17 protein-coding genes and 1 pseudogene are annotated in these 26,106 nt (G+C 42.9%); 7 read left to right on the top strand and 11 right to left on the bottom strand.

Going from position 1 to position 26,106, the window contains the following annotated elements; translation table 11 throughout:
• Positions 1-291 precede the first annotated feature (291 nt).
• The 8 genes from V7K21_RS24935 to V7K21_RS24900 form a co-directional block, all read right to left on the bottom strand.
• Positions 292-2,967, bottom strand: coding sequence for an alkaline phosphatase family protein (locus tag V7K21_RS24935; protein WP_335177972.1), 2,676 nt, complete (start codon positions 2,965-2,967; stop codon positions 292-294).
• A gap of 428 nt (positions 2,968-3,395) precedes the next feature.
• Complete coding sequence (locus V7K21_RS24930; protein ID WP_335177978.1) at positions 3,396-6,497, bottom strand: esterase-like activity of phytase family protein; 3,102 nt, start codon at positions 6,495-6,497, stop codon at positions 3,396-3,398.
• Between the two features lie 1,166 nt (positions 6,498-7,663).
• Positions 7,664-13,096, bottom strand: a complete 5,433-nt coding sequence (locus V7K21_RS24925) for a phytase (protein WP_335177970.1) — start codon at positions 13,094-13,096, stop codon at positions 7,664-7,666.
• A 600-nt stretch (positions 13,097-13,696) separates the two neighbouring features.
• Positions 13,697-14,473 carry a COP23 domain-containing protein gene (locus V7K21_RS24920; RefSeq protein WP_335177968.1) on the bottom strand — a complete coding sequence of 259 codons (777 nt, stop codon included), beginning with the start codon at positions 14,471-14,473 and terminating at the stop codon, positions 13,697-13,699.
• 287 nt (positions 14,474-14,760) lie between these two features.
• Positions 14,761-15,636: a phosphodiester glycosidase family protein gene (locus V7K21_RS24915; RefSeq protein WP_335177966.1), complete on the bottom strand. Its 876-nt coding sequence runs from the start codon at positions 15,634-15,636 to the stop codon at positions 14,761-14,763.
• Between the two features lie 317 nt (positions 15,637-15,953).
• A complete protein-coding gene (locus V7K21_RS24910; protein ID WP_442948918.1) occupies positions 15,954-18,155 on the bottom strand; it encodes a PAS domain S-box protein in 2,202 nt (733 codons plus the stop codon).
• A 635-nt stretch (positions 18,156-18,790) separates the two neighbouring features.
• Positions 18,791-18,979: a Uma2 family endonuclease gene (locus tag V7K21_RS24905; protein ID WP_335177964.1), complete on the bottom strand. Its 189-nt coding sequence runs from the start codon at positions 18,977-18,979 to the stop codon at positions 18,791-18,793.
• Between the two features lie 208 nt (positions 18,980-19,187).
• Positions 19,188-19,505: a hypothetical protein gene (locus tag V7K21_RS24900; RefSeq protein ID WP_335177962.1), complete on the bottom strand. Its 318-nt coding sequence runs from the start codon at positions 19,503-19,505 to the stop codon at positions 19,188-19,190.
• Positions 19,506-19,590: 85 nt separating this feature from the next.
• Between V7K21_RS24900 and V7K21_RS24895 the strand changes: the two genes are divergently transcribed.
• The 7 genes and pseudogenes from V7K21_RS24895 to V7K21_RS24870 all read left to right on the top strand — a co-directional run bounded on the left by V7K21_RS24895 (position 19,591) and on the right by V7K21_RS24870 (position 24,675).
• Positions 19,591-20,934, top strand: coding sequence for an adenylosuccinate synthase (locus V7K21_RS24895; protein WP_335177960.1), 1,344 nt, complete (start codon positions 19,591-19,593; stop codon positions 20,932-20,934).
• 216 nt (positions 20,935-21,150) lie between these two features.
• On the top strand, positions 21,151-21,768 hold the full coding sequence (locus V7K21_RS24890; RefSeq protein ID WP_335177958.1) for a 50S ribosomal protein L25/general stress protein Ctc: 618 nt from the start codon (positions 21,151-21,153) through the stop codon (positions 21,766-21,768).
• Between the two features lie 75 nt (positions 21,769-21,843).
• Positions 21,844-23,388 (top strand): bifunctional aminoglycoside phosphotransferase/ATP-binding protein, encoded by a 1,545-nt coding sequence (locus V7K21_RS24885; protein WP_335177956.1) that lies wholly within the window; start codon positions 21,844-21,846, stop codon positions 23,386-23,388.
• 12 nt (positions 23,389-23,400) lie between these two features.
• Complete coding sequence (locus tag V7K21_RS24880) at positions 23,401-23,907, top strand: hypothetical protein (RefSeq protein ID WP_335177954.1); 507 nt, start codon at positions 23,401-23,403, stop codon at positions 23,905-23,907.
• Between the two features lie 9 nt (positions 23,908-23,916).
• Complete coding sequence (locus V7K21_RS30885; protein WP_442948917.1) at positions 23,917-24,222, top strand: hypothetical protein; 306 nt, start codon at positions 23,917-23,919, stop codon at positions 24,220-24,222.
• Positions 24,188-24,400 (top strand): annotated as a pseudogene (locus V7K21_RS24875) (YdcF family protein); the annotation flags it as partial. The gene V7K21_RS30885 and the pseudogene V7K21_RS24875, both read left to right, overlap by 35 nt.
• A 53-nt stretch (positions 24,401-24,453) precedes the next feature.
• Positions 24,454-24,675 carry a hypothetical protein gene (locus V7K21_RS24870; protein WP_335177953.1) on the top strand — a complete coding sequence of 74 codons (222 nt, stop codon included), beginning with the start codon at positions 24,454-24,456 and terminating at the stop codon, positions 24,673-24,675.
• A gap of 5 nt (positions 24,676-24,680) precedes the next feature.
• Here V7K21_RS24870 and V7K21_RS24865 read toward each other — a convergent pair whose 3' ends face one another.
• The 3 genes from V7K21_RS24865 to V7K21_RS24855 all read right to left on the bottom strand — a co-directional run bounded on the left by V7K21_RS24865 (position 24,681) and on the right by V7K21_RS24855 (position 25,972).
• A complete protein-coding gene (locus V7K21_RS24865; protein WP_335177951.1) occupies positions 24,681-24,923 on the bottom strand; it encodes a ferredoxin-thioredoxin reductase variable chain in 243 nt (80 codons plus the stop codon).
• A gap of 269 nt (positions 24,924-25,192) precedes the next feature.
• Positions 25,193-25,417 (bottom strand): hypothetical protein, encoded by a 225-nt coding sequence (locus tag V7K21_RS24860; protein ID WP_335177949.1) that lies wholly within the window; start codon positions 25,415-25,417, stop codon positions 25,193-25,195.
• A 258-nt stretch (positions 25,418-25,675) separates the two neighbouring features.
• Entirely contained in the window at positions 25,676-25,972 is a 297-nt protein-coding gene (locus V7K21_RS24855; protein WP_273767702.1) for a hypothetical protein, read from the bottom strand.
• Between the last annotated feature and the right edge of the window lie 134 nt (positions 25,973-26,106).

The following is a 26,106-nucleotide window of genomic DNA, read 5'->3' as shown; positions in this document are numbered from 1 at the left end:
CGACCAACGAAAATTTTTTGAGTTGCATTTAGCTGCTGATTTTCAGGTACAACTCTTAATTTACCCGTTTTTAGGCTTAACCGAAAAGTATTGAATCCAAGCGTATTGGTCGATAAGTAAATAATGGCATCTCTTCGGAGGTAGGTTAGACTCTATGATTAGCAAAATGATTATAGGGTGGGCATTACAATACCCACCCTACAATCACGAACTATTTGCTGTAGTCTACCCAATTGAAAACCGTTGTTTCAACTGGATAGTTAAGCTGCTACGCTGCACTAGGCGAATAAACTAAGGTACGACGCTAGCAGAGAAAACGAAGTCATTTGCAGTCAGGCTAGTTGAGGTAATTCCCAGCAATGAAACCAACTCTGTATTTCCGGTTTTTACCAGAGTGGTACTACCTTGTTGCAATAAGGTTAAAGCACTAAACTGAGTGATGCCAACACCGCCAAGCCCGATTTTATCAATCCCGACTGTAAAGTCAGTAATAATGTTCTTGCTAATTGGCAGATTGGCGTTAGCAATCCAGAATTGGTCAGCACCGGCACCACCACTGAGGCGATCGCCACCCCCTTGACCAGCAAATAGCACATCATCACCATCGCCACCAAACAGAAAATCATTGACACTGGAGAAGAGTTTGTCATCCCCAGAACCACCGTAGAGACGGTTATTGCTACCTTGACTCTTGAGGGTGTCGTTACCTGAGCCACCGAAAGATAATTGATGCGAACCTTCAACTACTGTGATAGTATCAGCACCTGCGCCTCCAAACAAATTATTACTAGCACTGGCTTCAACTACGGTAACTTGGTCATCACCATTGCCACCATCGACACTCGTGTTGCTAGCAGCACCATTTTGACCAACAAAGATATTATCATCACCATCCCCTGTGGACACTGAAGAGTCACTGCCAACCAGCACCGTATCTTCACCCCTTCCAGTCTGGATTGTGTTACCCTTATTACCTTCTACAAAGTCTGCTCCATCACCTGTGAATAAGGTTTGATTTGGCTTGAGGGTAATATCATCACTAGTGGTAGAACCAAATTGAATATCTAGTGTTGTTAGTCCAACAGTGCGGCCAGCAAACCCTGCTGCTGTAAAGTACTGAGTATTACCTACACTTTGAGAATCCAGAATAGTTGCTTGACCATTAGTAGTTTTTTCTGAAGTTAAGACTTCTTTAGTGGAGGGAACTGCATCCGCGCCTCCCACCAGTGCTTCTGTAATGGCACGACCTTTCAAATCGCCATTACTGGGAATTTTTAACCCCAGAATACTAGCTAGTGTAGGCGTTACATCAGCATTGCTGACGGGTGCATAGTCCACATAGCCTTTTTTAAAGTCAGGGCCAATAGCCTCCATGTTATTGAAGGTATCACCTCGACCAAAGCTGCCATGCATCCCCTGCCCTTGCTGCAAAGTTGTATCAGCAATCTCTACCTGAGCTTGAGGGTTGTTTGGGTTATTTGGGTCTGTGCTAAAGCTTTTGAAGTTGATCACAATAGATGGAACTGGTGTTTTAGCATCACCTTTTAGCCCGATCGCACTCAGCGGTAAAGCACCTGCAATAGTTCCATAGGCATCGTCTACAAAAATACCACTGATGTAGTCTTTTTGCGAAAGCAAATTCACTACCTGTTTGGCTAGGTCAGCATTGCCATTAGGTAGATAAATTAGGTCAGATCCCCCATTCGCAGCTACAACTATCTTTGTGCCTGAGTCAAGTTGGCCATTAATTACCTGACCTGTACCACCAATTACACCATTCCCAGAAATAGGACGTTGACCTTGTGTGGCATCAACAATCGCATACTGGATGTGCTTCAGGTCTGGGGGGAGGGTCGTAGGGTTAGGATCGTATAGGGGTAGACCTAGATCATGAGCCAAATCAATTGCAACAAAGCCTGCTGGTAAAAATCCCAAACATACACCGGTGTATGTTTGGGTGGCAGCATAACTTGTAGTTTTTGTACCTTGGCTATCAATAACTTGTTTGCTGATGGTAGAAAAACCGTGGTCGGAAGTAATAAAGACATCAGTAGTCTTGTCCAAGCCTGTACTTTTGAGATAGTCAAGAAGTTGCTTTAAATTATCATCAGCATTTTTGACCCCAGCTTTTGATGTAGGACCATTGATACCTGGTGTCAAGGTGTTTAAGCTATCACCCTGATTGTGTTGAGTACCATCGGGATCTCTTGACCAGTACACCAATGCGAATGGTTTACCCTCTTCCTGAAACTTGGGTAAAATTACCTTGGTAGTGGCATCTGCAAAGTATTGTTGTTGAGCTACATTGGCATTCAGGGTGCCAGGAGTTGTATTGTTACCAGCTGGCTGGACTCGCGTTGTCGGTTTTACATTTAGACCAGCGGCTTGTAAGCGATTGACAATATCTGGAGCAAGTGGAACAGCAGAAGGTGGACCAGCGGCTGTAGTCGGCGGTGTTACACCATTTGTACTGTCATCAATAATTATTGTATTCGGAGTAGGAATAGTACCTGTAGTACCACCTTCTCGGTTAACTTGTGTGACATCTTGGATAGCAACTGGCCCTAATTTACCAACTGCTGCTGTGTTGAAACCCTGCGATCGCGCATAAGCTAGGAGTGACTCTTCATCTAAAAAGTTGTTACCGGGAAACTTTTCGTCAATATCCCCCAGAACAGAATCATTTTCAATGAATGGCGTCACACTACCATTGGCATTAGGACTAGGAAAACCAGTGTAGACAGTGTTACTAAAGTCACCTGTATCACCAAGATAATGCCCCGTTGCGATCGCAGAAGCATTCGGGGTGGTAAATGTCGGAAACAGCGAATGACTATTGGCAAAACTAATACCCTGCTGACGGACACTATATAAAGTTGGGGTATCAGTGGGGTTTACAGAACCGTTACGCAATCCATCTGCAACAAAAATAATGACATTTCTACCGTTGCCCTTTATATCAGCCATACCGACTACTCCTTAAGTATTGTAAGCTACGATTAATCACAGCAATTGTGTGTCTGTATGAGCGATTAATTACACTCAACCCAAGCGAAAAATTCTTGACTACAAAAATCTGAGTAGTATTTCGTGACAAAAGACTTAGTGTCCACATAAATTGATGGAGACAATTAAATGAATATAACTCTGGTCACTGCCTCAAAAGATAGTTGTTCAATGTTTAAGGAAGGTTATAAGTAAGTTAAGATTTTGGACAAAAAGCAGAGGGCTCCTTACGAACAAAAAGATCCCCGACTTCTTCAAGAAGTCGGGGATCTGAGCCTTTCGGTGGAGAGCAAATCAAATATGATTGCTATATCACTCCCCTGCATTAGCAAAATCGCTACAGGTTAACTAATTTTGAATGTCGAATCTAAGTTTTAATCATTTTTCGGCTAAACGACACTAGCAGAAAAAACAAAATCATTTGCAGTCAGACTAGTTGATGCAATTCCAACTAATGAAGCCAACTCTATATTTCCAGTTTTCACTAAGGTGTTACTACCCTGTTGCAATAGTGTCAGGGCACTAAACTGAGTGACACCAATACCACCAAGCCCAATTTTATCAATGCCGATCGCAAAATCAGTCACAATGTTCTTGCTAGTTGGCAGACTGGCATTAGCAATCCAGAATTGATCAGCACCAGCACCGCCACTGAGGCGATCGCCACCCCCTTGACCAGCAAATAGCACATCATCACCATCGCCACCAAATAGGGAGTCATTGACACTAGAGAAGAGTTTGTCATCCCCAGAACCACCATATAGACGGTTATTGCTACCTTGACTCTTGAGAGTGTCGTTACCTGAGCCACCAAAGGACAGTTGACCAGTACCTTCAACTACTGTCAAAGTATCATTACCTGCTGCCCCATATAGATTATTACTACCATTGGCTTCCACTACGGTAACTTGGTCATTACCAGCACCACCATTAGCACTAGTGTTGTTAGCAGGGCCATTTGCGCCAATCAAGACTTGATCGTTACCGTCTCCCGTGGACACTGAGGAGTCACCGCCGACCACCACTGTGTCATCACCTTTGCCAGTCACAATTGTGTTACCTTTAGTACCTTCTACAAAATCTGCTCCGTCACCTGTGAGTAAGGTTTGATTTGGCTTAACGGTAATATCATCACTGCTAGTGGAGCCAAAATTAATTTTTTCAGCTTGAGGTTGACCTAAACCAGGAGCAAGGTTAAGGGGCTTTTCCAACTTCAGCAGTAGAATTTCATCGTTGTCTATTACTGGATGCTGAGGATCATTGCCAGGACGACCTGTAGAGAAGGGATAATTATTGTCATTGGCTACCAAAATGGTGTTTTTGTCAATAACCAGAACATTTTCAATGGTTTGGAATGGGAAGTTGAAGGTAGTCTTACCGTCCCCATTTAGGTCGTTGGGGTCTTGGATGTTTAACAAGTCTGCAACTTCTTCTTTAGCTACATAGCCATTAGAATCTGTTTTAGACAGGTCTACTTTGTAGATTTTCTTGAATTTAGCCGCAGCCCCTTGATTGTTATCCCGCTCAATGACTAAGTACTCATTATCATTAATGACTGCTAAATCCCCAATCGAATTTGAGGGATTTTCCAGTTTGTAGTAGCGTGGTTGATCACTGTATTTGTGGCTAGCAATGTCAAATTCGTTAATCCGTAAAGCACCAGGAGTATCACCCTGAACAGTCCCCTCTAGCAGCATATAGAGTTTGGTTTTGCTGGCGTTGATTGCTCCACCCTCAAAACCTTTGGAACTACCCAAGTTAGCAAAGGCATCTCCTGAAAGAACATCGGGATTTTGTGGCGATCGCACCACATTATACTGAGGATCATCTCTGAGTTGATCTCGTACTTTATCCCCAATATCTGGAAAGTCTGTAAATAGCGCATCTACCCCTAATTGATAGAACTGCTGAATTTCTAGTGCTAGCTTACCTTTGTAATCTGCTGCTAAGTATTGATCTTCCGCACGGAAGGTGTAGGGGTGAACCTGCAAACCTGCGTTGTGAGCATCTTGAATTAAGGTCGTGGGAGGTAACGTTGTTTTGTCAGCATCATTAACTGTACCGTCCCCATTCACATCATCGGCTTTGCCATCGCCATTGGCATCAGTACCTTTGACACTAACAATCATCCGCTTCCAAGGCCCAATACCATCAGCGTATGTAGCAACTTCAGCCAAGCCTTTTGGAGTTCGTAAGTCGCCATATGTGCGAGTGTCACCACTAACCTTCAGGTCATAAGGCTGACTTTCGATAATCTTACCGTTGATGTCAATGTCACTTGCATCTAGAAGTTGGATAAGTGGAATATTCACGCCTGCCGCAGGCATAATGCTATCATGCAGCTGTTTGAGATTACCCACTTCAAAGGACTGGATAAAGATCCGACTAGGATCAGTGAAGTTATTTGCCTTGAGTGTATCGATTAGTAGCTGACTGATGTTTCGGTGAATTTTGTTTGTGGTGCCTACATAGGTAGCTTCTTGAGCAAAGTATGTCGGGTGCTTAGTTTCAGGATAGATACCAATCTTTTTACCTGTTGTCGCTTCTACATTCTTAACTAGATTGATGATTTCCGTGAAGGTAGGAATTTCAAATTGATCATCGAAAGAATGATCGCGGAAAGGTAGACGTTCTTCTGCCCGTAAAGTCTTGATTTCAGCTAAAGTGAAGTCTTCAGCAAACCAACCCGTAATTGTGTTTCCATCTAAACTTACTGTTTTCTTGCGATCGGCAAACTCTGGATGTTTGTAAACATTTGTGGTTGTGTTGTTGAAATTGACAGTACCATCAGCGTTCAAAACTGCTAAAGCAGGTTCATGGCGAGCAATTAACACACCATCTTTTGTAACTACCAAGTCAGGCTCAATGAAGTCAGCGCCTCTCTCAATTCCTTGCTTATAAGACTCTAAAGTATGTTCTGGACGATAGCCAGCTGCACCTCTGTGACCAATAACTTTAGGTGCTTCTCCATCTAGAGTCTTGAATTGGTCAGGTGTAGCAATGGGAGCCTCTAATAACTTTCCAGTTGCATCAAAATGTAGCAGGTAGGGGCCAAACTCGTCTCCAACCCAGATTGTCCCGTTTTTATCAAAGACGAATGACTCTACATCAAAGTCTGCACCAGTCAGTAATCTTCCAGTAGTTCCCTCATTCACAATTTGGAAAGGAACCTTATTGTTAGGGTCAGATAGTTGGATGTAATCTAAAACTTTAACACTGCCATCTCCATTCTCTGTTCCCTTAAAATTCGGGTCTAGACGATTGATTCGCAGTAGAAAATCTGCACTATTATCTTTGCTACCGTAACCATTGTCTGACAGGAAATAAAAAGAGTTATTGTTAGCGAATTGTACACCGCTGAAGCCTTGAATTGGCTGTCCTGGGAAAGGCCCCGTTCTGCCATTGGCTGAAATCCCCTTACCAGAAGCTGGGCCATCACTAAAGGTATCAGCGGGTAAAGAGGCAAAGCCTACTAACTTAGTTGCCATAATTAGAATGTTTTTTGGGTATTTTGATTTAACTGGATCACAAGCTATTCAAGTTATCTCATTACATTAGTTGTGGGAAAAGTAACTTATGTTCTCACGCAAAAAATCGGAATTACGGGTAAGTTTGAGAATTACAAAAATATAGTTCGGGCAAGTCCGTTAAGTTCGATTTCGTTTAAACACCGAGAATACATTTTTTGTAAATGTATTTTTTCAGCGTTATTGAAAGCTTGAGAACTGATAATGTAATGTAAACGACTAATCTCTGTTAGTGAGTCGGGAGTTTGGAAGACTGAGATTTAGAATTTCAATCTGTCGATAGTAGTTATGAGAAAACTTAGCTGGCACTAAAGATGTTTCCATGAAAAGATTAAGATAAGAATAAATTAAACAAAAGAAATGATTAAAATCCACTCCCATCCAAAAATAATATTTATTAAAACTTATAAGTTTTATTTATAAAAATGATGTAGCAATCCGAATCCGCTTGGTTTAAGGCTAAAACTCTGTTATCAAATTCAATTTTTTAACGAACCGCCTTCTCTGCGAGAGGTTTCTCTACGAGAAGCTCCGCCAACGCCAACGCACAGCGTCTCGCAGAGAAGGCGCAGAAGACGCAGAGAGAAAAAATGCTTAACTGAACTGTATTGATAGCAATCCTAAATGAGTTGTAAGAAAATTCACCCCCCGATACTTTGGAGGGACTAAACGGGTGTCGCAACAATTTGTAATTTTCATAAATGATTTAGGACTGCTATATGCTAAATATTTATGCTTTGAGATCCAAACTATTTCTGATAATTATCAAGAGATAAAACTTTAATTTTTGCAGTTTTAATTGGCTAGCGATCGCATCAATTCTACAGTTACTTGTAAGGCAATACGCTTGGGATGACGCTAAGCAAACAATCTAAGTAAAGTTCATATTTCATTAATTCATAGCGAATAAAATTTGGCAATAACTTGCAATGCCAATGCATCCCAATACAATGTTAATGCGTCTCCTGACAATGCCAATGCGTCCCCTGACAATGCTAATGCATCCCGATACATTGTTAATGCGTCCCCCTACAATGCCAATGCATCCCGGTACATTGTTAATGTGTCCCCTGACAATGCCAATGCATCGGGATGCGTTAAAAACGCTACACTTATTACACAAAACTGTACTAAGGCACGACACTAGCAGAGAAAACGAAGTCATTTGCAGTCAGGCTAGTTGAGGTAATTCCCGGCAATGAAACTAACTCTATATTTCCGGTTTTCACCAGAGTGGTACTACCCTGTTGCAATAAAGTTAAAGCACTAAACTGAGTGATGCCAATACCGCCAAGCCCGATTTTATCAATCCCAGTTGTAAAGTCAGTAATAATGTTCTTGCTAGTTGGCAAACTGGCGTTAGCAATCCAGAATTGATCAGCACCAGCACCACCACTGAGGCGATCGCTACCTCCTTGACCGGCAAATAGCACATCATCACCATCGCCACCAAACAGAAAATCATTGAGATTGGAAAAGAGTTTGTCATCACCATCACCACCGTAGAGATGGTTATTGCTACCGCCACTGCTGAGGGTATCGTTACCTGAGCCACCGAATAATGACTGGCGAGAACCTTCAATTACTGTGAGAGTATCATCACCTGCCGCCCCAAACAAATTATTACTAGCACTAGCTTCCACCACGGTAATAACATCATCACCATTGCCACCATCAGCATTGGTATTTTGAACCGGGCCATTTTGACCAATAAATATCTGATCGTTACCGTCATTCCCGGATACTGAAGAGTTACTACCTGCAAGTACTGTGTCATCACCCTTTCCAGCCAGGATTGTGTTACCTTGAGTGCCTTCTACAAAGTCTGCTCCGTCACCTGCACTAAAGAATTGTCCTGGATCAAGATTGACAGTATCACTGTTACTAGAACCAAAACCGTTTGGGAAAGTAAGCTGTACACCTGTCAGGTTATTGGGTAATTCGAGAATGCCGAGTTTTTCAGCAGCCGTATTACCCGTAACGTTGAAGTCATTGTCGTTAATTAAGGCTAGAGTGTTGGGTGCTACCAGTGCCAAACCTTCTAATTTTTGTACTCCGGTATAACCCAACTGAGCAGCATTAGCGATTAGGTTCTTAGTGACAGGGGTAATATTGGCAGCAGCTAACTCAACAGTGGTAAGTTGTTCAATGGTCTTGCCAGCTGGCAAGGTAAAGTTAGCAGGGTTGTTGATGTTGGTTGCCCCGGCTAAATCAATTTGGTAAATGAGTTTATTAGCAGCAGATGTAGCATTGTCGTCTCGCTCAACTACTGCAAATTTGCCGTTAGCCAAAGAGACTGCATCACCAATTTTATCGGTTCCTGGTAAACCTTGTAGGCGATATAAATACTCTCCTGTTACCTGCTTGCTGACAATATCAAACTCCAGAATTCGCAGGTTGAGAGAAGCTTTGGAAGTCGCATCATTAGCGACATCGGGATTATCGATCGCACTCTGAATAAAGGCATATAATTTATTACCTTCCAGGGCTACAGCTTCAAATCCCCGGTTATTGCGGCGTTGGGCATAAACTGCTGGCAATACCTCAGTCCCAAAAGTTCCAGCTGGTTGATCTGGATTGGGTGCTGTGGCAGTTCCTTTGGGAATAAAGCGGTCAATCAGTTTACCATTAACATCAAAGTGGTAAATTGCCGGACGGTATTCATCTACCATCCAGTAATTTCCATTTTTTGCAACTACAATTCCTTCTAAGTCTGCACCCAAAGGATCGTCCGCTAGGGGTTGGTTGTCTAAGTCCACGCCAATTTCATCGGTATAAGCTGTACCATTTGCCCCTGCTTGCAAATTAGGCAGTCCCGTTAATGGCGTCGTCCCATCTTGGCGGAATAGCCCTGTTCTGTTGGTAATATTGATTTCACCTGTGCTTCGGTTGAGTTCAAAGCTGACTACTTCTGGCTGGAAGTTGGGTAAGAAAAATGGTCTGTTTGAACCATTAGATTCTCCATTGGGGCCACGGTCTGTATTGGTGACAAATTTCAGGTTGCCATTTGCTGCAAACCCTTGGAAATACAACCCGGAGAAACCACCCAAGAAAATATCTTGACCTTTAGAGGTTGTTCCTAATTTAGGTAGGTTTTCAAATTCATAGATACTCAGCTTGGGTTGGGCAACAGGATTGCGGGGATCGTAACTTGTGGTGTCAATATTTAGAGAATTGGGGAAAGCATTGGCTATATTCTCCCAAGGCACCAACTTAAAGTTAGAGTTGACATTTTCACCATCGATTGTCTTAGCAGGTTCATTGGAGCCATCTTGAGTAACAAATAAACCAAATGGAAAGTTAGGCCCCAGTGGCACGTTAATGACATCCGCACCATCTGACTCTTGTACACTGTCAATTGACCCATTGTTACCAATAGCAAAGTTACCCACATATTCGTTATTGCCTTCACGGGTGTAGGCAACAAAGGTGCTATCACCTTGGCTGGATGCTAGCAGGTAACCTGTGCCGTTTTTGCCGTAGTAGATGGTCAACCCTTCTGCGTCATCGGTAAGGTGAGAACCACCCTCAAAACGGACGCGATCAATCAGCTTGCCTGTTGTGCCACCATCTGGTTCTGCCTGGAATTTCCAGATGCCTACATCTTCTTGGGCTATGTAGAGAAAGCCGGTTTCTTGGTCAACCACCATACCCTCTGTTTGGGGAGAACGCCCTGCTGTTGTCGGTGAGGGGATGGTGAACTCCCGCACCAGTTCAGCGCCAATTTTGCCATTACCTTTGTCAACTAGTTTGAACTGAGCTATATCTCCAGTTTGGCGACGACTGGTAAAGACATAGTAATCATTAGTTACAGGGCTACGGTATAAGGTAAGTCCGTAAGAACTGCGAGTTGATGCAGAATAGGGAGGTTCAAAAGGTGAAGCTTGAAAGATAGTGCCAATATTGCTATCGGTGATATCTTCCAAATACTGACCAGGGGTGCTGGGGTTGGGGTTAATTTTGAAGATTGCTAGCTTATCATTGCCGCGATCGCTAGCCACAGCAATATCAACAGATTGATTGCCTAATTTAAAACCGTATTGCAAGTCAATGTTGTTGTAGCGAATGCCACCGGGATTAAGCGTCTGCAACAAATTACCAGACAAGTCATAAACCCGCAGTCCGGCATTTTTTACTGAGGTTAATACTAGACTATCAGCAGCATTTGTGGCATTAACATAGATGGCAGGGTCATCAGCATCAGCACGTTGAGATGTGGGGAGCGCCGGATCATCAAATAAATTAGGACGAGTTTCTACTGTAGGTGCAGCGGTGGGAACTAAGTTTGCACCTAAAGTGAGGATTTGGGTATATTGGGTGCTACTAAAGTTATTGTCACTTACCAGTACAATCGACTGACGACCATCTGCTAGTTTGGGCCCAAAGGCAAGACCTTCAATGTTATCTACTCCAGTCGGGTGATTGGCGTCAGTGGGTAGATTCAGGTCATTTAAATTCAACAAAAGACGTTTTTGAGCGGGTGCGATCGCTGCTAGTTGTTCGGCACTTAAATTATTCAGAGAATTGTAGAAGCTAATGTCTGTTGCACCTTGCAAAGAAACTTCGTAGATTTTGATGGTGGTGCCTACACCTTGGACAAAGGAGCGTTCTAACGCAAGGAAAGTACCACGATTATCTATTGCCAATAAATCCGCCAAACCATTGTCAGCAGAGCCTGTGCTAGGGTTGGGTGCTTGGGCGATCGCATCGGTGATGTAAAGGTATTCCTTTTCTGGCTGTCCAGTTACCAGATTGTATTGCAGAATCCGGGAAGGACTGCCATTGGTGAGTGAAGCTTTTAATCCATCTTGGGACAACGCGTTTTCAGTCGCGGTGAATAGGGTTTTCTGGTCAGGTGTAATCGTAAGGCTTTCAAATGCCAAATTATTATAAACACCTGATATCTGCGTATCGCCTGCATTTATAATCCCATCGCCGTTAGTGTCTTTTACTACTGGTAGGAATTTGTTGGGAATAAGTAGCGAGCGCACTTCTTGCCCTGTTGTCAGGGAAAATTCCTTAATAAAGGGATTAGTAACCCGACCAGCAGTAGGATTAACTTCGCCTTCTGAAGAGATGAAGACTGTCCCATTATTGGTTAAAGCAATGCCTTCAGGGTCGAGACTGTTGGTTGCAAAAAAGTTGCCTTTGGTATCTTTCAAAGGCGTGACATTGGTAAAAGTCACCCCAGTATCAGCACTGAAGGTATAAAAACGGGCAGGGGCAACTTGGGAGCGATCGTCTGAGATAGCGTAGTAGCGGTTATTAACAGCATCATAAGTGACACCAGATAATCCACCTAATGGAGTAGAAACTCCATTCACAGTTCCCGCAGCAGCAGGAATAAAGCTAGTAGCGAAGGTAGTCTGTCTTTCAAAGACCAGATTAGAAATGGTTTTACCTGCTTGAGTTGGTCTAGTTTGCACATCTGCGAATACCAAGCGATGGTCAGAACTGGGGAAGGGAAAAGTACCTACTGGGGAGAATGTCGGGTCAGTATTCAGCGGCCAAAATATTCCTGAGTTGGCAATTGTCAGGTCAGCGGAGGGTAGAACGTAATCAGTCCGCAGGTTTCCAGGAGTTGTATCAGCAAAGTCAGCAGTATCAAAGCTAGGATTACCTTTTTGGCTAGCGTTTGCACCACCTTGTAAGTTAGCTTGTTGGGGGCCACCCAGACTAGTAGGGATGACATTAGTATTGATATTGGGATTTTGCAGCAGTTGCCGGATAGCGTTGTTATAACTGTCACCATCTATGGGGTCAGCATTTTGATCACCCATAATCACAAAGTCTGAACCAGCAACAATACCGCCCGTTTTACCGATATCATCATAGATGTAATCACCTTTTCCAGGAGTTATGTAATCTGCCCAAAAGCGGATCTCATCATGGTTGCGCTTGCCGTTGCGGTCTTCCGGCCCATCAAAGGTTGGGGGTGTGGGGTGGCTGACGAGGACATGAATTGTTTCCCCATTCACCTGAATGGGTACATCCCAGTGACTCTTGGAGGAGAGGCGTAGAACTTTGAGTTCCTGGTCAGAATACCAATCATTTGGCTGTGGTGTTGTGGGATCATCGGGAAGCAAAGCATTGGGCATATCCTTCCAGAGGAAGTTTTGGAAGGTGCGGATGTTGGCAGTGTCAATGGGATATTTGGACAGCAGCAACATCCCGTATTGACCAGGGAAATCACCGAATCCGAAGGCATCATCGCCATATCCTGATTTGCCTGGGGTTGTAACTACTGCGCCGTTGTTGTTCAAGTCAAATCCAGAGGCAATACCCGTGTTGGAGGGAGCAATGTAGAAGTAGGGGTAGTCAACGGGAGTCGCACCGTTTTGGCTAATGGCTAAATAATTTTGCCGGAATAGTTTAACTGCCTCTTGAGAGTAGTCGAACTCATTAATTAGCAGCACATCTGGGTTGTTACGCTGGATTATTTCTGCAACAGCTTTTGCCTGAGTATTATCGGGGGTTGACAAATCGGTCACTAATTGACTTTGGGTGCTACGGTTTAGGGAAGCATTGAATTGGGAAAAGCGGATTGTATTAGTAGTTACCATAAGTTAGTTCTGAAGTAGATTCAGAGTCCGTATCGATAATTAGTCTGTAAACGATTTAATAGTGCTGAGAAACGAACAGCATCAAAAGTCTGAGGGCTAGTACTGGCCAAAATCCGAAACGTAGATAAGTTGAAGTATAAATGCCATTTTTATTGCCAGTAAAAGACCGTTAACTGTAAACTGCATCTTTGCAGTTAGAGTGATGGTTATGCCAACACCCTCTGGTGCGTCCGCTACGTGTAGCTGACTTAAGAGCAGGGGTACGGTGAACGCAATATTAATATGAACAAGATAAAATACGTCTTCCGAACCACTATTCTTAGAGCTTGTTTTTTAATATTAGTTCTTAATTGGGCACCCTCAAAGTATCCCAATTAGATTAAGAAACAGCTAGCAAAAGGTTAAGAAAAAAAATAATTGCAGGTTTGGGGATGCTTCTGTCCCATAGCAATTATTCTCTACGTGATACTCGCAATCACACGCAGATTAAAAGTAATTTACTAGACATGATATTAATCAGCGGTTTTTCATCGAATTTAAATTAAGGTGGGTAACAATCCACCTTAATTTAAATCTGTATTTCAGTATTTCGGTTAGATGTTAGCGGAAATTTTGAGGATTTAGACGAGCACCATTAGGTTGAGACTGACGACGAATTGCTACTCCACGCCGCAAATTGTTTCCGGTACCGCCATCTTTGCGATCAAGGAAAGGTTTTAGATTAATTCCACTTCTAGATGAACTAACCCGATTATTACCACTGCCTAGAAGTGTGCGTCCTAAATTATATAATTCGTTGCCTCCACTACTGCGATCGCCATAAGTGTTAACGGCTATAGTCTGCTGTCCACTGTCAGCAGTAGTTAAGTTTTGGAAAACGCTATTGCGGATAACATAGGGGTCTTTCCCAGGCGGGACTGTCAACACAATTCTACAGGTTGGGTTAGCTTCAGTTGTAACGCAGACAATATTTTCGTTATTTTCTACAGCTGTCTGGAGTTCTTGTAAGCCATCTGGGCGATAAAGTTCTAAACGACTGGCAATTGCTGTACAACGCCTTTGTGCATCCCAACCACCGCCCAAAGCCGCAGGTGCCGCCCAAGGAAAGAATTGTCCGGATTGACTTTGTGGCTGATACATGACAGTATACTGACCATTGTAAGTCTGACAGGTAAACCGAGTTGTACCGTCAGCTGAAGGTGGTATGCCTGTCGATGTATCTATTGGTACTGGTGCTGATGTGCCGCCTGATGGTACTGTTGGTACTACTACACCTTCGCCAGTAGAATCATATTGCGCCATTGCTGCGGAATTGCCCAGACACAAAGATAAGCCAAGACTGCCTAAAGATATAAATCGCATCAGTTGTGATGACATAAATCATCCTCCAGTAGAAATAGGTAGGGAATCGATAGTTTAAATGACGAAATAATTCTGTTTTTTGATTCATCAAAAAAGGCTATTTTTTTCCTCTCTTGCTTTTATTCTCTTCAAGTAGCTTTTTCACAGTGCCAGTACACTACGCAACGCCTGCTAGAAGGTAGTGGACATAGTGCAGGGGGAGGTAAATTCTTCTTCAGGATGTCCGGCAGGGAATAAATATTTGTGCAAATTTTAAATTAAGAGTGAAAATAAAGATTTGCTCCCTCAGATAGCGTTCTATACTAGTTTTCTTGAACCAGTAAAACTGACTTTACGGGACGCTTGATAGGATTTCCCTCTAAATCAACCTTCCCGTAAAAGGTTTTGCCATTGTAGTAAAGCGAAGACGAACTCCCTCCATCCAGATTCATCGCTTTCTCAGCACCAAGGGTTTTCATCAAATCAGCTAATGCTGGCAAGGACACCCCATTCGCGGGAACTGAGGGTTTTTGAGCCACCATAACTAAAACAACGCTGCCATCACGGGTGATACCCACGGCAGTTCTAGCGTTGGGTTGGTTGCTACCAAGTGCATCTCGTTTATTGGTATTATCCACAAAGCCCTCTTTTACTAAGGTGAGTTCTGGTAACAGGCGTGGGCCTGCACCTATGGCATCGACTAACTGACAACCTGCTGGTGGTGACTGACTGTGTAAGGCAATCGAATAGCGGATAGTTTGCCCACATAAGTAGCGGCGGAATTCTGAGCGATTGAAAATTTGACTTAGGTAAGGTTTTAAGTTGGGATTATTCACCAGCCGCTCGTTTTCCTTGGGGTTAGCTACCAACTTCCCATGTAGGACAATATATGATGTAGATTTTTGGTTGGCTGGGTCAAAAAAGCCTGCATTCAAGATAGCTACGGCTCGATGCTTCTGGGCAAATTCCTCTATTGTGGCTACCTTCTGTGATAATGCAGGAGTTACCAAAAATCTGCTATTAGCTGGAATTAACAGGATATGAGCGATACTTTGGGGCAAAGTGCGCTCGAAGTAACGGATAGTTTTTGGTGGTGAAGATGCAACAGTTAATATTGACGGTGTTGATGAACGTAAATTAAACCATAACGCTATTGCCAAACTAATTAATATCAAACCCAGTAGTTTAATTTTTCTCACATTTAAACTCACTTGCGGTTAGCTCAAACAGGACTTACGAAAAATACCTTTCAAACTACTTTTGCAACCTTAATGACTCAGGCAGGATATTCAATCTCAGGTAGCGCACCTGTACAGTCTAATAGAATAGAAGTATGGTGGATTCATAACGAATACCCAAGAGTTGAATCCGTATACAGTCCAGACAAAAGAATAGTGATAACGGCGTATCATATTAACTGATATTTTTTATTCCTATTAACTAATTTCCAACATGGACAGAAAGTTTTGGTTGATAGGATTTTTGTAGTTTGTGATAGTTTCACCAGCAAAATCAATTAGCCATCTCCTATAACCGATTCCAGTTGTTGAGACAGCGAATGTGCGTCTCTGGATGTTGAGGCAGGCAAGTACACTGTAAATTGAGTCCCCCTACCTACCTGACTATAAACATTAACAAAACCACCGTGATTCTTAATGATGCCCAATACCGTGGATAGTCCTAAACCTGTACCTTTGGCTACCTCTTTGGTGCTGAAAAATGGTTCAAAAATCCGTTCTTGGACTTCTGACGACATCCCCATACCAGTATCTGTTACCACGATCGCAATATAAGAACCTACTTTAGCATCAATATTTATCTGGGTAGAATGTTCACCAATTACCACATTTTCCGCCACAATCCTCAAGATACCGCCATTGGGCATAGCATCACGGGCATTGATTACTAAATTAATCAGCACCTGATGTAGTTGAGTTGTGTCTCCACAGACATACCACAGGTTTTTGGGGATATCTGTTTGATAAATGATGGATTTAGGGAATGTTTGAGCGATAATTTGCTCAATTTCTGCCATCAATGGCTGAATTTGGACAATTGTCTGTTTAACTTCGATGCCCCGTGCAAAAGATAACACTTGCTTGAGCAAATTAGCGCCACGTTTAACATTATTTTCTAAAGTTTGGAGTATTTGCTGACTCTGCGAATCAGGCAATTTCTTCTGCAAGAGTTGAACTGACATTAAAATTGGGGATAGTATATTGTTGAGGTCATGGATGATGCCACTAGCTAAAGTGCCGATACTCTCCAAACGTTGCGATCGCAGAAGTTGAGCTTCCAGTTGTTTCTGCTCCGTAATTTGGGTGTTCACACTCAAGATGGATTTGGGTTGTCCATTATCATCTTGGATCAGTGTCCACCGACTTTCAACGATAATTACTTTACCTTCCCTTGTCAGTTGATGCAACTCACCCCGCCACTCACCCGTATTCATCACCCTTAAGTAAGCATCTTCTACTTGTGGTGAAATCTCTTTATCTAAAAGTTGCAAAACATCTTTACCCACAACTTCCTCAGCCTTCCAGCCGTACAGACGTTCAGCACCTTTATTCCAAAATAAGATTTCGTTATGGATATTTCGCACCAGAATCGCGTCAGTTGATACATTCAGCAACGCAGCTTGTTCACGGATTTTCTGTTCTGCCTGTTTTTGCTGGGTTATATCTCGCGTCAGTGCCAAATAGATGAATGTACCATCAGATTCGTTACGCAATGGTACAGCATAGGTTTCCATGTAGCGGTGCGTGCCTTTAAATCCAACGATTTCAAACTCCAAAGTCCCCTTGTTACCTTGGCAGATACTTTTATGCAAGTCGGCAAAGGCTGCTCTATACTCTGGTACAATTACGGCATCGATTGGTTTGCCAATCAAGACATCAGCACTTTCCACTTCCATCATTGCCAGCCCATAGGCATTAATTTCTAAAAGGGTGCCATCCCTGGCAATTAACTTGATGCATTCTGGTTCTGCATCTATCATCGCTCGTAAACGATTTTCGCTTTGGCGTAGAGTCAGTTCAGTCTGCTGAAGTTGCCTGATATAACGCCACAACAAGTCATACAGCAGCGTCACCAGCACAAAATCCACAATAGCAGCGATAAAAAATGTAACTATCGCCTTTTGGGAACTTGCTTGTAACTGCTGCATTCCCTGCTGTAATAAATTTTGCTCCGCCTTTAAAGAGTCATGAATCAGCTGTTGGATTCTTTTGCCTATTTGCTTGTCTTTATCAGATAATATTTGCTGCCGAACTGCTTCTAATCCCTGGTTTTGTCTGAGGTAAATTTCTTGTTGCAGAATGTTGAGCCTATTAGTAATTTTCGGCTCCAGCAAAGAAATCCACTGCTGTTTTTGATGGTTATTAGTAGTTAAATTGCTGAGAATCTGAATATTGCTATTAGTTTGTTGATAGGCTGCAAGATAGGTTTGTAGATCATCTGCATTTGCTGTAATTAGGTAATTACGTTGTGCAGTTTCAGTATCTTTGAGTAGAAATTGGATACTTTCAAGTTGGGTAATAACTTCATAGGAGGATGTCACCCATTGCTGATTGTGAATCAGCTTAACAGTGTTGCTATAGGAGACTACAGCATTAGTCAATACAACTGCCAATGCTAGGATAAATATTGCTTTTAGATTTTGAACTCGATACCATTTTTTGATCATGCGATCGCCCTTTGAGCCGCAGATTTCCTCCATCAGTTAAGATTCAAGATTAAAAACAAATACTGAGAATATTTTAAAGTTTTTGATATCACGGGTAACAAAATACAATCTGTTATAGTTGTAAATATCTGGATTGAGCGGGATGATAATTTATACATAATAATCACAAATAAATCCGCTAATTTTTAATATAAATTCATTTTTAACAGTAGTATAGTTATTGGACTTTGGTTCAAAGAATTTGCCTATGCATAGCATTTGTAGTTGCAATGCTACATCTGTTGTTTTGAGTTGTAATTAACCCCACACTATTCGTAAATCCAAAACCAGGTAATATATCTTCTCCAGACAAGCTGGTGAGAGACTCTAATACTTCTTTTGGTTGTCATTATGTATAAATTTCGACGTGTTTTTTGAAAAATTAGCTAACCAAGTCGCACTTTTGCATCCGTATATTCGCCCATCTTGGCTTGCATCTCGCTCAAACTATCAGATGAGATTAGCTCTAAAACAAAATTAGGAGCGATAGAAGGAAATTTCTCGCGCTGTTCGGTACTTAGTGCATTCCATTTTTATAATTGTATCCAGGATACATCGGGGAAACGGTTGGGGGGAAGTTTAAAGCAAGTGGAAAAGTCGAATACTTCTCCAAGTTAGGTTTGTTCGTTTCACAGAACAAACTGTGTAGTAAGCTTGGCATTGCATTTTCCAGTTTCTCCTCCCGTTACTGGCATTACAATTAATTCTCCCTTGGCGTTGCGCTCGAATTTGACATCAGGATCATCCCGATAGAGTTGGTAAAATTGGTCGTTAGTAAGTTTGACGACGTGATTAAAGTTGATGGTAATCGCTGTCATAGTCAGGTTACATGATAAATTTACAATCGAATTTGCCGTAGAATTGCATAGGTGTGCATACATGTAAACTTAACGTGAAAGCCTAGTTTGATAAGTATTTGAGAGTTTTTGTTGTCTCTCCAGACTCTGGCTCTTAATGCCTGTTGTGAGGCTTTGCCTCAAGACTTGCGCCAGCAGCCTAATAAGGTGCATTGCCAGATTCTGGCTCTTAACAAGGTTTGAAACCCACGGAGGTGGGTAAAGCCTCGTGTAGACGAGCCAGTGCGTTGGGGAGCCAGCGCTCTGGAGAGGGAATTTCCACCGCACTTGACGGCAGTTGCTTCTCTATACAGCCCTTTGGGCATCCTACGGCAGGCGTTAGCCTCTCCCAATGTGAGAAGGGGAGACGCGCAAGAAGGGACAAGTCGGGAAACCCGTCTAACGCACTGCCTGCTTTATGCCGGGGAACCCGTCTACCGTAGTGGCTCCCCATGAGCCACTGGCGTGTGGTTTCTAAGCGCCCTTTTAATTGAATTGAAAACAGCAAAGTTATTCTGAAATAAGCTTGACATAATTCAAGCAATATGTTAATAATTATAGTTTGTGGGAACTTTACTTCTTAATATAAGCTCTTGGCCAACGTCATTGTTATAGGTGCCCAATGGGGCGATGAAGGAAAAGGTAAAATAACTGACTTACTCAGCCGTTCGGCAGATGTTGTAGTACGTTACCAAGGGGGTGTCAATGCTGGACACACAATTGTAGTAAAAGGTCAGACCTTTAAACTGCACTTGATTCCCTCTGGTATTTTGTATCCAAATACCGATTGCATTATCGGCTGTGGAACAGTCATCGATCCACAGATTTTGATCGCAGAAATCGACCAATTAAAAGAATTAAATATTTCCACTGACCACCTGCTGATATCTGAGACAGCTCACGTAACCATGCCTTATCATCGGTTGATTGATCAGGCATCGGAAGAACGACGTGGAAGCCATAAGATCGGTACAACAGGTCGGGGCATTGGGCCGACTTATGCTGACAAATCTGAACGTACAGGCATTCGAGTTTTAGATTTGATGGACCCAAATGGGCTACGTGAGCAGTTGGAGTGGACGATTAATTATAAAAACGTCATTTTAGAAAAGCTTTACAACTTGCCGCCTCTAGATGCACAAGAGGTGATTGAACAGTATCTAGGTTATGCAGAACGTTTGCGACCTTACGTTATTGATACATCCTTAAAAATATACCATGCGATTCAGCGGCGGCGCAATATTTTGTTTGAAGGCGCACAAGGCACGCTTCTGGATTTAGATCATGGAACTTATCCCTATGTCACCTCCTCTAATCCTGTGGCCGGGGGGGCTTGCGTTGGTACAGGGGTAGGGCCAACAATGATTGATCGAGTAATTGGGGTATCGAAAGCTTATACGACACGAGTGGGAGAGGGGCCATTTCCCACCGAATTGGATGGAGAGTTGGGAGAATTGTTGTGCGATCGCGGTGCCGAATTTGGCACAACCACCGGACGTAAACGGCGCTGTGGCTGGTTTGATGCTGTCATCGGTCGCTATGCCGTGCGGATTAACGGCATGGATTGTATGGCGCTCACCAAACTGGATGTCCTTGATGAATTAGAGTCAATCCAAGTTTGTGTAGCTTATGACATAGATGGCGATCGCACGGAACACTTACCCACCAGTTCCCGTAAATTTGCCAGATGTCGCCCCATCTACAAAACTTTACCAGGATGGCAAGTGTCAACAACTCACTGCCGCACCCTAGAAGACTTGCCACAGCAAGCACTGGACTATCTAAAATTCCTTGCTGAATTAATGGAAGTCCCGATCGCGATCGTCTCACTAGGAGCTAGCCGCGATCAAACCATAATCGTAGAAGACCCCATCCACGGGCCCAAACGCGCTTTATTGCAGGCCGACGGCACACCTGCTACCTTGCTAAGTGCTTAGTTAAAAGTTAGGAGTGAAGGAGTTAACAGTTAAAAGTGAAAAGTGAAGAGTGAGTAATTAAATCAAAACTCCTAACATTCTGTACAGACGCGATTAATCGCGTCTCTACTCCTAACATCTTGTACAGACGCGATTAAATCGCGTCTCTACTCCTAACATTCTGTACAGACGCGATTAATCGCGTCTTCCAACTCTAATTAACGACTAACAACTTCTATGGCTATTACAGTCGAATCTCAAAAACGCCCAGAAGGCAGCAAGCCCAGGGCTTTGCGCCGTTCTGGATTGATACCTGCCAATTTGTACGGTCACAAGGGTACAGAGTCAATTTCTCTAACCATTGATGCCAAAACTGTTGAGCGTTTGCTCAAAAGAGCTTCAGTCAACAACACCTTGATTGATTTAAACATTACTGATGCACCTTGGCGCGGTAAAACCTTGCTGCGGGAACTTCAGATTCATCCGGCAAAAGGTACGCCTTACCACCTCAGCTTTTTTGCAGTTGCTGGTCACGGCGACACCACTGTAGAAGTACCGCTGCGTTTTCTAGGAAATGCTGTTGGTGTTAAACAAGAAGGTGGTTTTTTAGACACCGTTATCACTGAGTTACAAGTGAGTTGTGCGCCAGAAAACATTCCCGAAATAATTGAAATTGATGTCTCTAACCTGCAAATTGGAGATAGCTTACGTATTCACGAGCTAGTCTTGCCTGAAGGGATCACAGTTCTTGGTGATACAGAGCGAGTTGTAGTTAGCGTTTCGCAGCCACAAATCAGTGCTGCTGCTGAGGATGAGGCTGAGTTAGAGGGTGAACCAGCCTCTGAAGCTACGTAAAGTGTATAATAATTTTTGATGATAGCCAGGGGGAAACTCCTGGTTTTTTTGTTTTTGAATTCGCAAAGCAAAGAGATGACAGAAGCGACTCTTCCAGCTTTAATTCAGCAAATGTTGCAGCCGGGATTTTATCCCCATGCGGTAACAGAACCCATTCAACTAATTCAAACCCACATTTCTTATGTGCTGTTAACTGGGGATTACGCTTATAAGCTGAAAAAATCTGTGAATTTTGGCTTTTTGGACTTTTCTACCTTAGATAAGCGGCAGCATTTTTGTCAGGAAGAGTTACGGTTAAATCAACGGGGTGCTGGTGAACTGTATTTAGAAGTTTTGCCCATAATTCAGGTAGGAGAGCAATACCAGCTAGGGGGAACAGTTGAGGCTGTAGAATACGCGTTGAAGATGCGCCAGTTTCCTCAAAAGTCACTATTAAGTACACTTTTTGAAGAAGGTAACTTAAATGAGACACATTTAGAAGAGTTGGGACGGGTCGTGGCTCAATACCATGCCCAAGCACAGACGAATGATTATATTCGCAGTTTTGGTGAAGTGCCAAACATCCGGGCTGCAATTGACGAGAATTATCAGCAAACTAAGAAGTATATTGGTGGCCCCCAAACTCAGGCGCAGTTTATAGAAACAAAGCAATATACAGATAACTTTTTTGCAGAACGTCCAGAATTATTTGTTAGCAGAATTCACAACAATTATATTCGTGAATGTCACGGGGATCTACACCTGAAAAATATTGCGCTGTGGCACGATAAAATTTTGCTGTTCGATTGCATTGAGTTTAACGAGCCGTTTCGGTTTGTTGATGTCATGTATGATGTGGCGTTCACGGTGATGGATTTGGAAGCACGGCAACGTCAAAATTTAGGTAATGCTTTTTTGAATTCCTACATAGAGCAAACTGGAGACTGGGAAGGTTTACAGGTACTGCCCTTGTATTTGAGTCGTCAGGCTTATGTTCGAGCAAAGGTAACTTCATTTTTGCTAGACGATCAGAGTGTACCTGCGACAGTAAAGCAAGAAGCGACAAAAATTGCCGCTGATTATTACAAACAGGCTTGGGACTACACTAAACCAAAACTGGGACAACTGATTTTGATGTCGGGGTTGTCGGGTTCCGGTAAAAGTACCACAGCAAGGTATTTAGCCCGTCAACTGGGAGCGATTCACCTTCGTTCTGATGCGGTGCGGAAACATTTAGGGGGAATTCCCCTGTGGGAAAAAGGTGGCGATGATTTGTATACACCTGAGATGACCGAAAAAACCTACACACGGCTGTTGTCATTGGGAATTATCCTGGCTAATCAAGGTTTTTCAGTGATTTTGGATGCCAAGTATGATCAACAGCAGTTACGGCAAGAAGCGATCGCTCAAGCTACGAAGCATCAACTTCCCCTTCAGATTATCCAATGCACAGCACCCCTTGAAGTTATAAAAGAGCGTCTGAATAACCGCACTGGTGATATCGCTGATGCCACCGCCGATTTATTAGACTCACAACTGAAACAAGCTGAACCCTTTACTGAGGAAGAACAATCCTACGTAAAGATTTGGGATACAACTCAACCACAACAGGCACAATTAAAATTAGTAATTCCCCAATAGGTTTTTTACCCTATGGCAGACAAAAAGAACGACTTTTTTACTATTTCTCCCAGCTTCTTTTCTCAACTGTTATTTGGGGCATTTTTAACATTTATATTAATAATGACCGGCTCTGCACCAGCCCTGAGCATCTTCTTAGGAATCATGGGGGGTTTCATCCTCACCTGGATCACAAATTTAACCAGTAATAGCGCCCAGCCCCCAACTGTAGCCTCTTCTGATGGTGTTGATACAGGACTGAAATACTGGTTATTTTTTATGCTTGGCTTTGTATATTTAGGGTATCCAGCACCCATGAGTATCTTGCTAGGTGGATTAGGCGGTTTAGCTGGAGGCTGGATTATTGCTTGGTGGGGAAGTAAGGAAGAAACTAGAACTCAGTTGCAGGTTGAAGAGTCAGAAGAGGGCGAAGTTGAACCAACGAACGAGAGGCTGAACAAACGGCAAACAAGAAGAACCGCCCGCCGTTACCGTCGCACTCCTGGAAGTAGTTTCAATTTCAAGTTTTGGGAAAAGTAATATTGGGCATTGGGCATTGGGAATTGGGGAGCCAGCGCCGTGGGTGGGTTTCCCGACTTGAGGCGACTGGCGTCATTGGGCATTAGTCAAGAATCAATAGTTCTTTTTCCCCTACTCCCCTGCTTCTTTCTTAGTCCCCAGCCCCCAGCCTATGCCCCATGCCCTAATATGTTTTTATATCTTTCCAAATTACTGCCACTATTCTTTTATCCACTAGGACTAGCCTGCGTGAGCTTGGTAGTAGCATTAGTCACGTTGTGGAAACGACCGTTTACTGCGGCGATCGCTTCAGATTTTCCAGCGTCAAGGAATTAATGCCATTCCTGCACCCACTGACTTTCTTGTGAGTGAAGGTGAACTGCAAGAACTCGGCAGCAGTCCCAAAGCCGCTATACTGAATTTATTACCTGATACCGACAACTTGCACGAATTTACCAGTGCTTTAAAAGAGTACATTGGTTGTTTAGTTTATCGCTTACGCGGTTGGCTTTAATCAAATTATGAATTATGAATTTTTAACTCCTAACTCGTAACTCAATTAACATTATGTCTAAAAATTTACCTTATATTATGCCTTCCCCTCAACCCCAAGTTGAGGAAGCTTTTGCTGCTTACCAAACAACCCACCAGTTCTACCACGAAGTTCGGTCACGGTCAGAGTTTCAGCGTTATTGTGAATGGTATTATACAACAGCAGAACAGCATCGGCAAGAGCTTAAAAAAATGCGCGGCGAACTGAATATTTTCCAATGGTTTCGCCGGCGATAAGTGATTTAGATGACTTCTAACTCATTTTCACGTAAATGGGCTTTAAACTTTTTACTAAACTGGACTACAATCGGCAGATTAGCGCTTACTGGTCTGCCTCGCCATTGAGTGGCAATACCTACGATATCACCTTCTGTGCCTTTGATGTCAAAAGCCTGACTCCGATGTTCAGGATGATGATACACTACTACCGATTCTTTAACACGGACGCGATCGCCAACTTTCATAACAACATTTACACCTAGCATTTGCTTTTCCACAAGTATCTGCTACAAAATATATGATTAAATCGCTTAAAATTTGATTTAATCAGCTATTTCTTGACGCTTCATCGGGGTAAGACGGCGCGTTTAACCCTCTGCGTCCAGGCAAGGCAGCGCATTGCGGTGAGTCCAACGCTGTAGCAACTGCCGCACATCCTAGCAGTCCGTGCGTACTTTTTTAAGTTTTTTGCCGCGTTAATATTTATCGCCCTTACCCTCCGTCTTTACCCCAAAAGCAGGGAAATGAAAGGAAATCAGGCGACATCAGATGTGCTTAGTACTTTGACAAGATATCTAACTCTTTTATCTTCACTCTCTAATGTTCCCCAGGTCAACTGTCTCACCAATTTTCGTGCATAGGGACGGCGGGTAAAAAGGAAATAAATGCCACGCGGGAGATATCTGGGAAGATAAAAGAGATTTGAGCCTGGGGTTTGGTCGGTGCGATCGCCATAACATACAGCAGTTTTCTTTTGCATGAAGTACAAAGCTACGGGTTTGGAGATAGGAGGCAGGAGGTAGAAACTCTTTATATCTGATGCGTGAGTCCTGCATTTTGTACCTCACTTAAAAAGCAAACTGCTGTATCAACAGAGCATCCCATAAATAGCTTGCCTACGCAGGCTTGGTTTATTTTGGCAAAAATAGGATACTCCCGATGTGGTGTAAATTTATTTATGGTGCGATCGCCATAACATATCAACAGAACATCCCATAAATAACCGTACTTGCATGTATTACTGTTGGTAAAACAATTCCCCGAATTGATAGAGGCTGATAATAAGCAATAGTGATGCTGTTAGTTGGGTAATTCGCGTCTGGGGTGAAGGGGCGATCGCTTCCCGCACTAAGATAGAAATAGATGCTCCAACTACTAAGCTCAAGCCTAAGATTAAATAGGGTCTGTCGGGTAAAATAGTGGCTATTGCTAGCATAGCGATCGCTAATAAGAGCATCAATAATTCTACAAACCTGGGCGGATTGTATTGACTAGATAGAACGAAGCTATTGAACCAAAAAGACCAAAATCTCATAGTCAGTGTTGAATGTTGTTAACGGATAGCTATGGTTTAGCCCGTGCTGAGTTAGGAGTTGTGAGTTATGTAGTCAGTGCTGAGTGAAGAATTAAAGTTGTGAGTTATGAAGCAACTTTCCATTCAAAACTCTT

Origin of the sequence: Nostoc sp. (assembly GCF_036919595.1) — a bacterium.
In the GTDB taxonomy this organism is placed as follows: domain Bacteria; phylum Cyanobacteriota; class Cyanobacteriia; order Cyanobacteriales; family Nostocaceae; genus Nostoc.
Note: the sequence above shows the minus strand (reverse complement) of the source record. Positions and strands in the feature narration are given on the sequence as shown.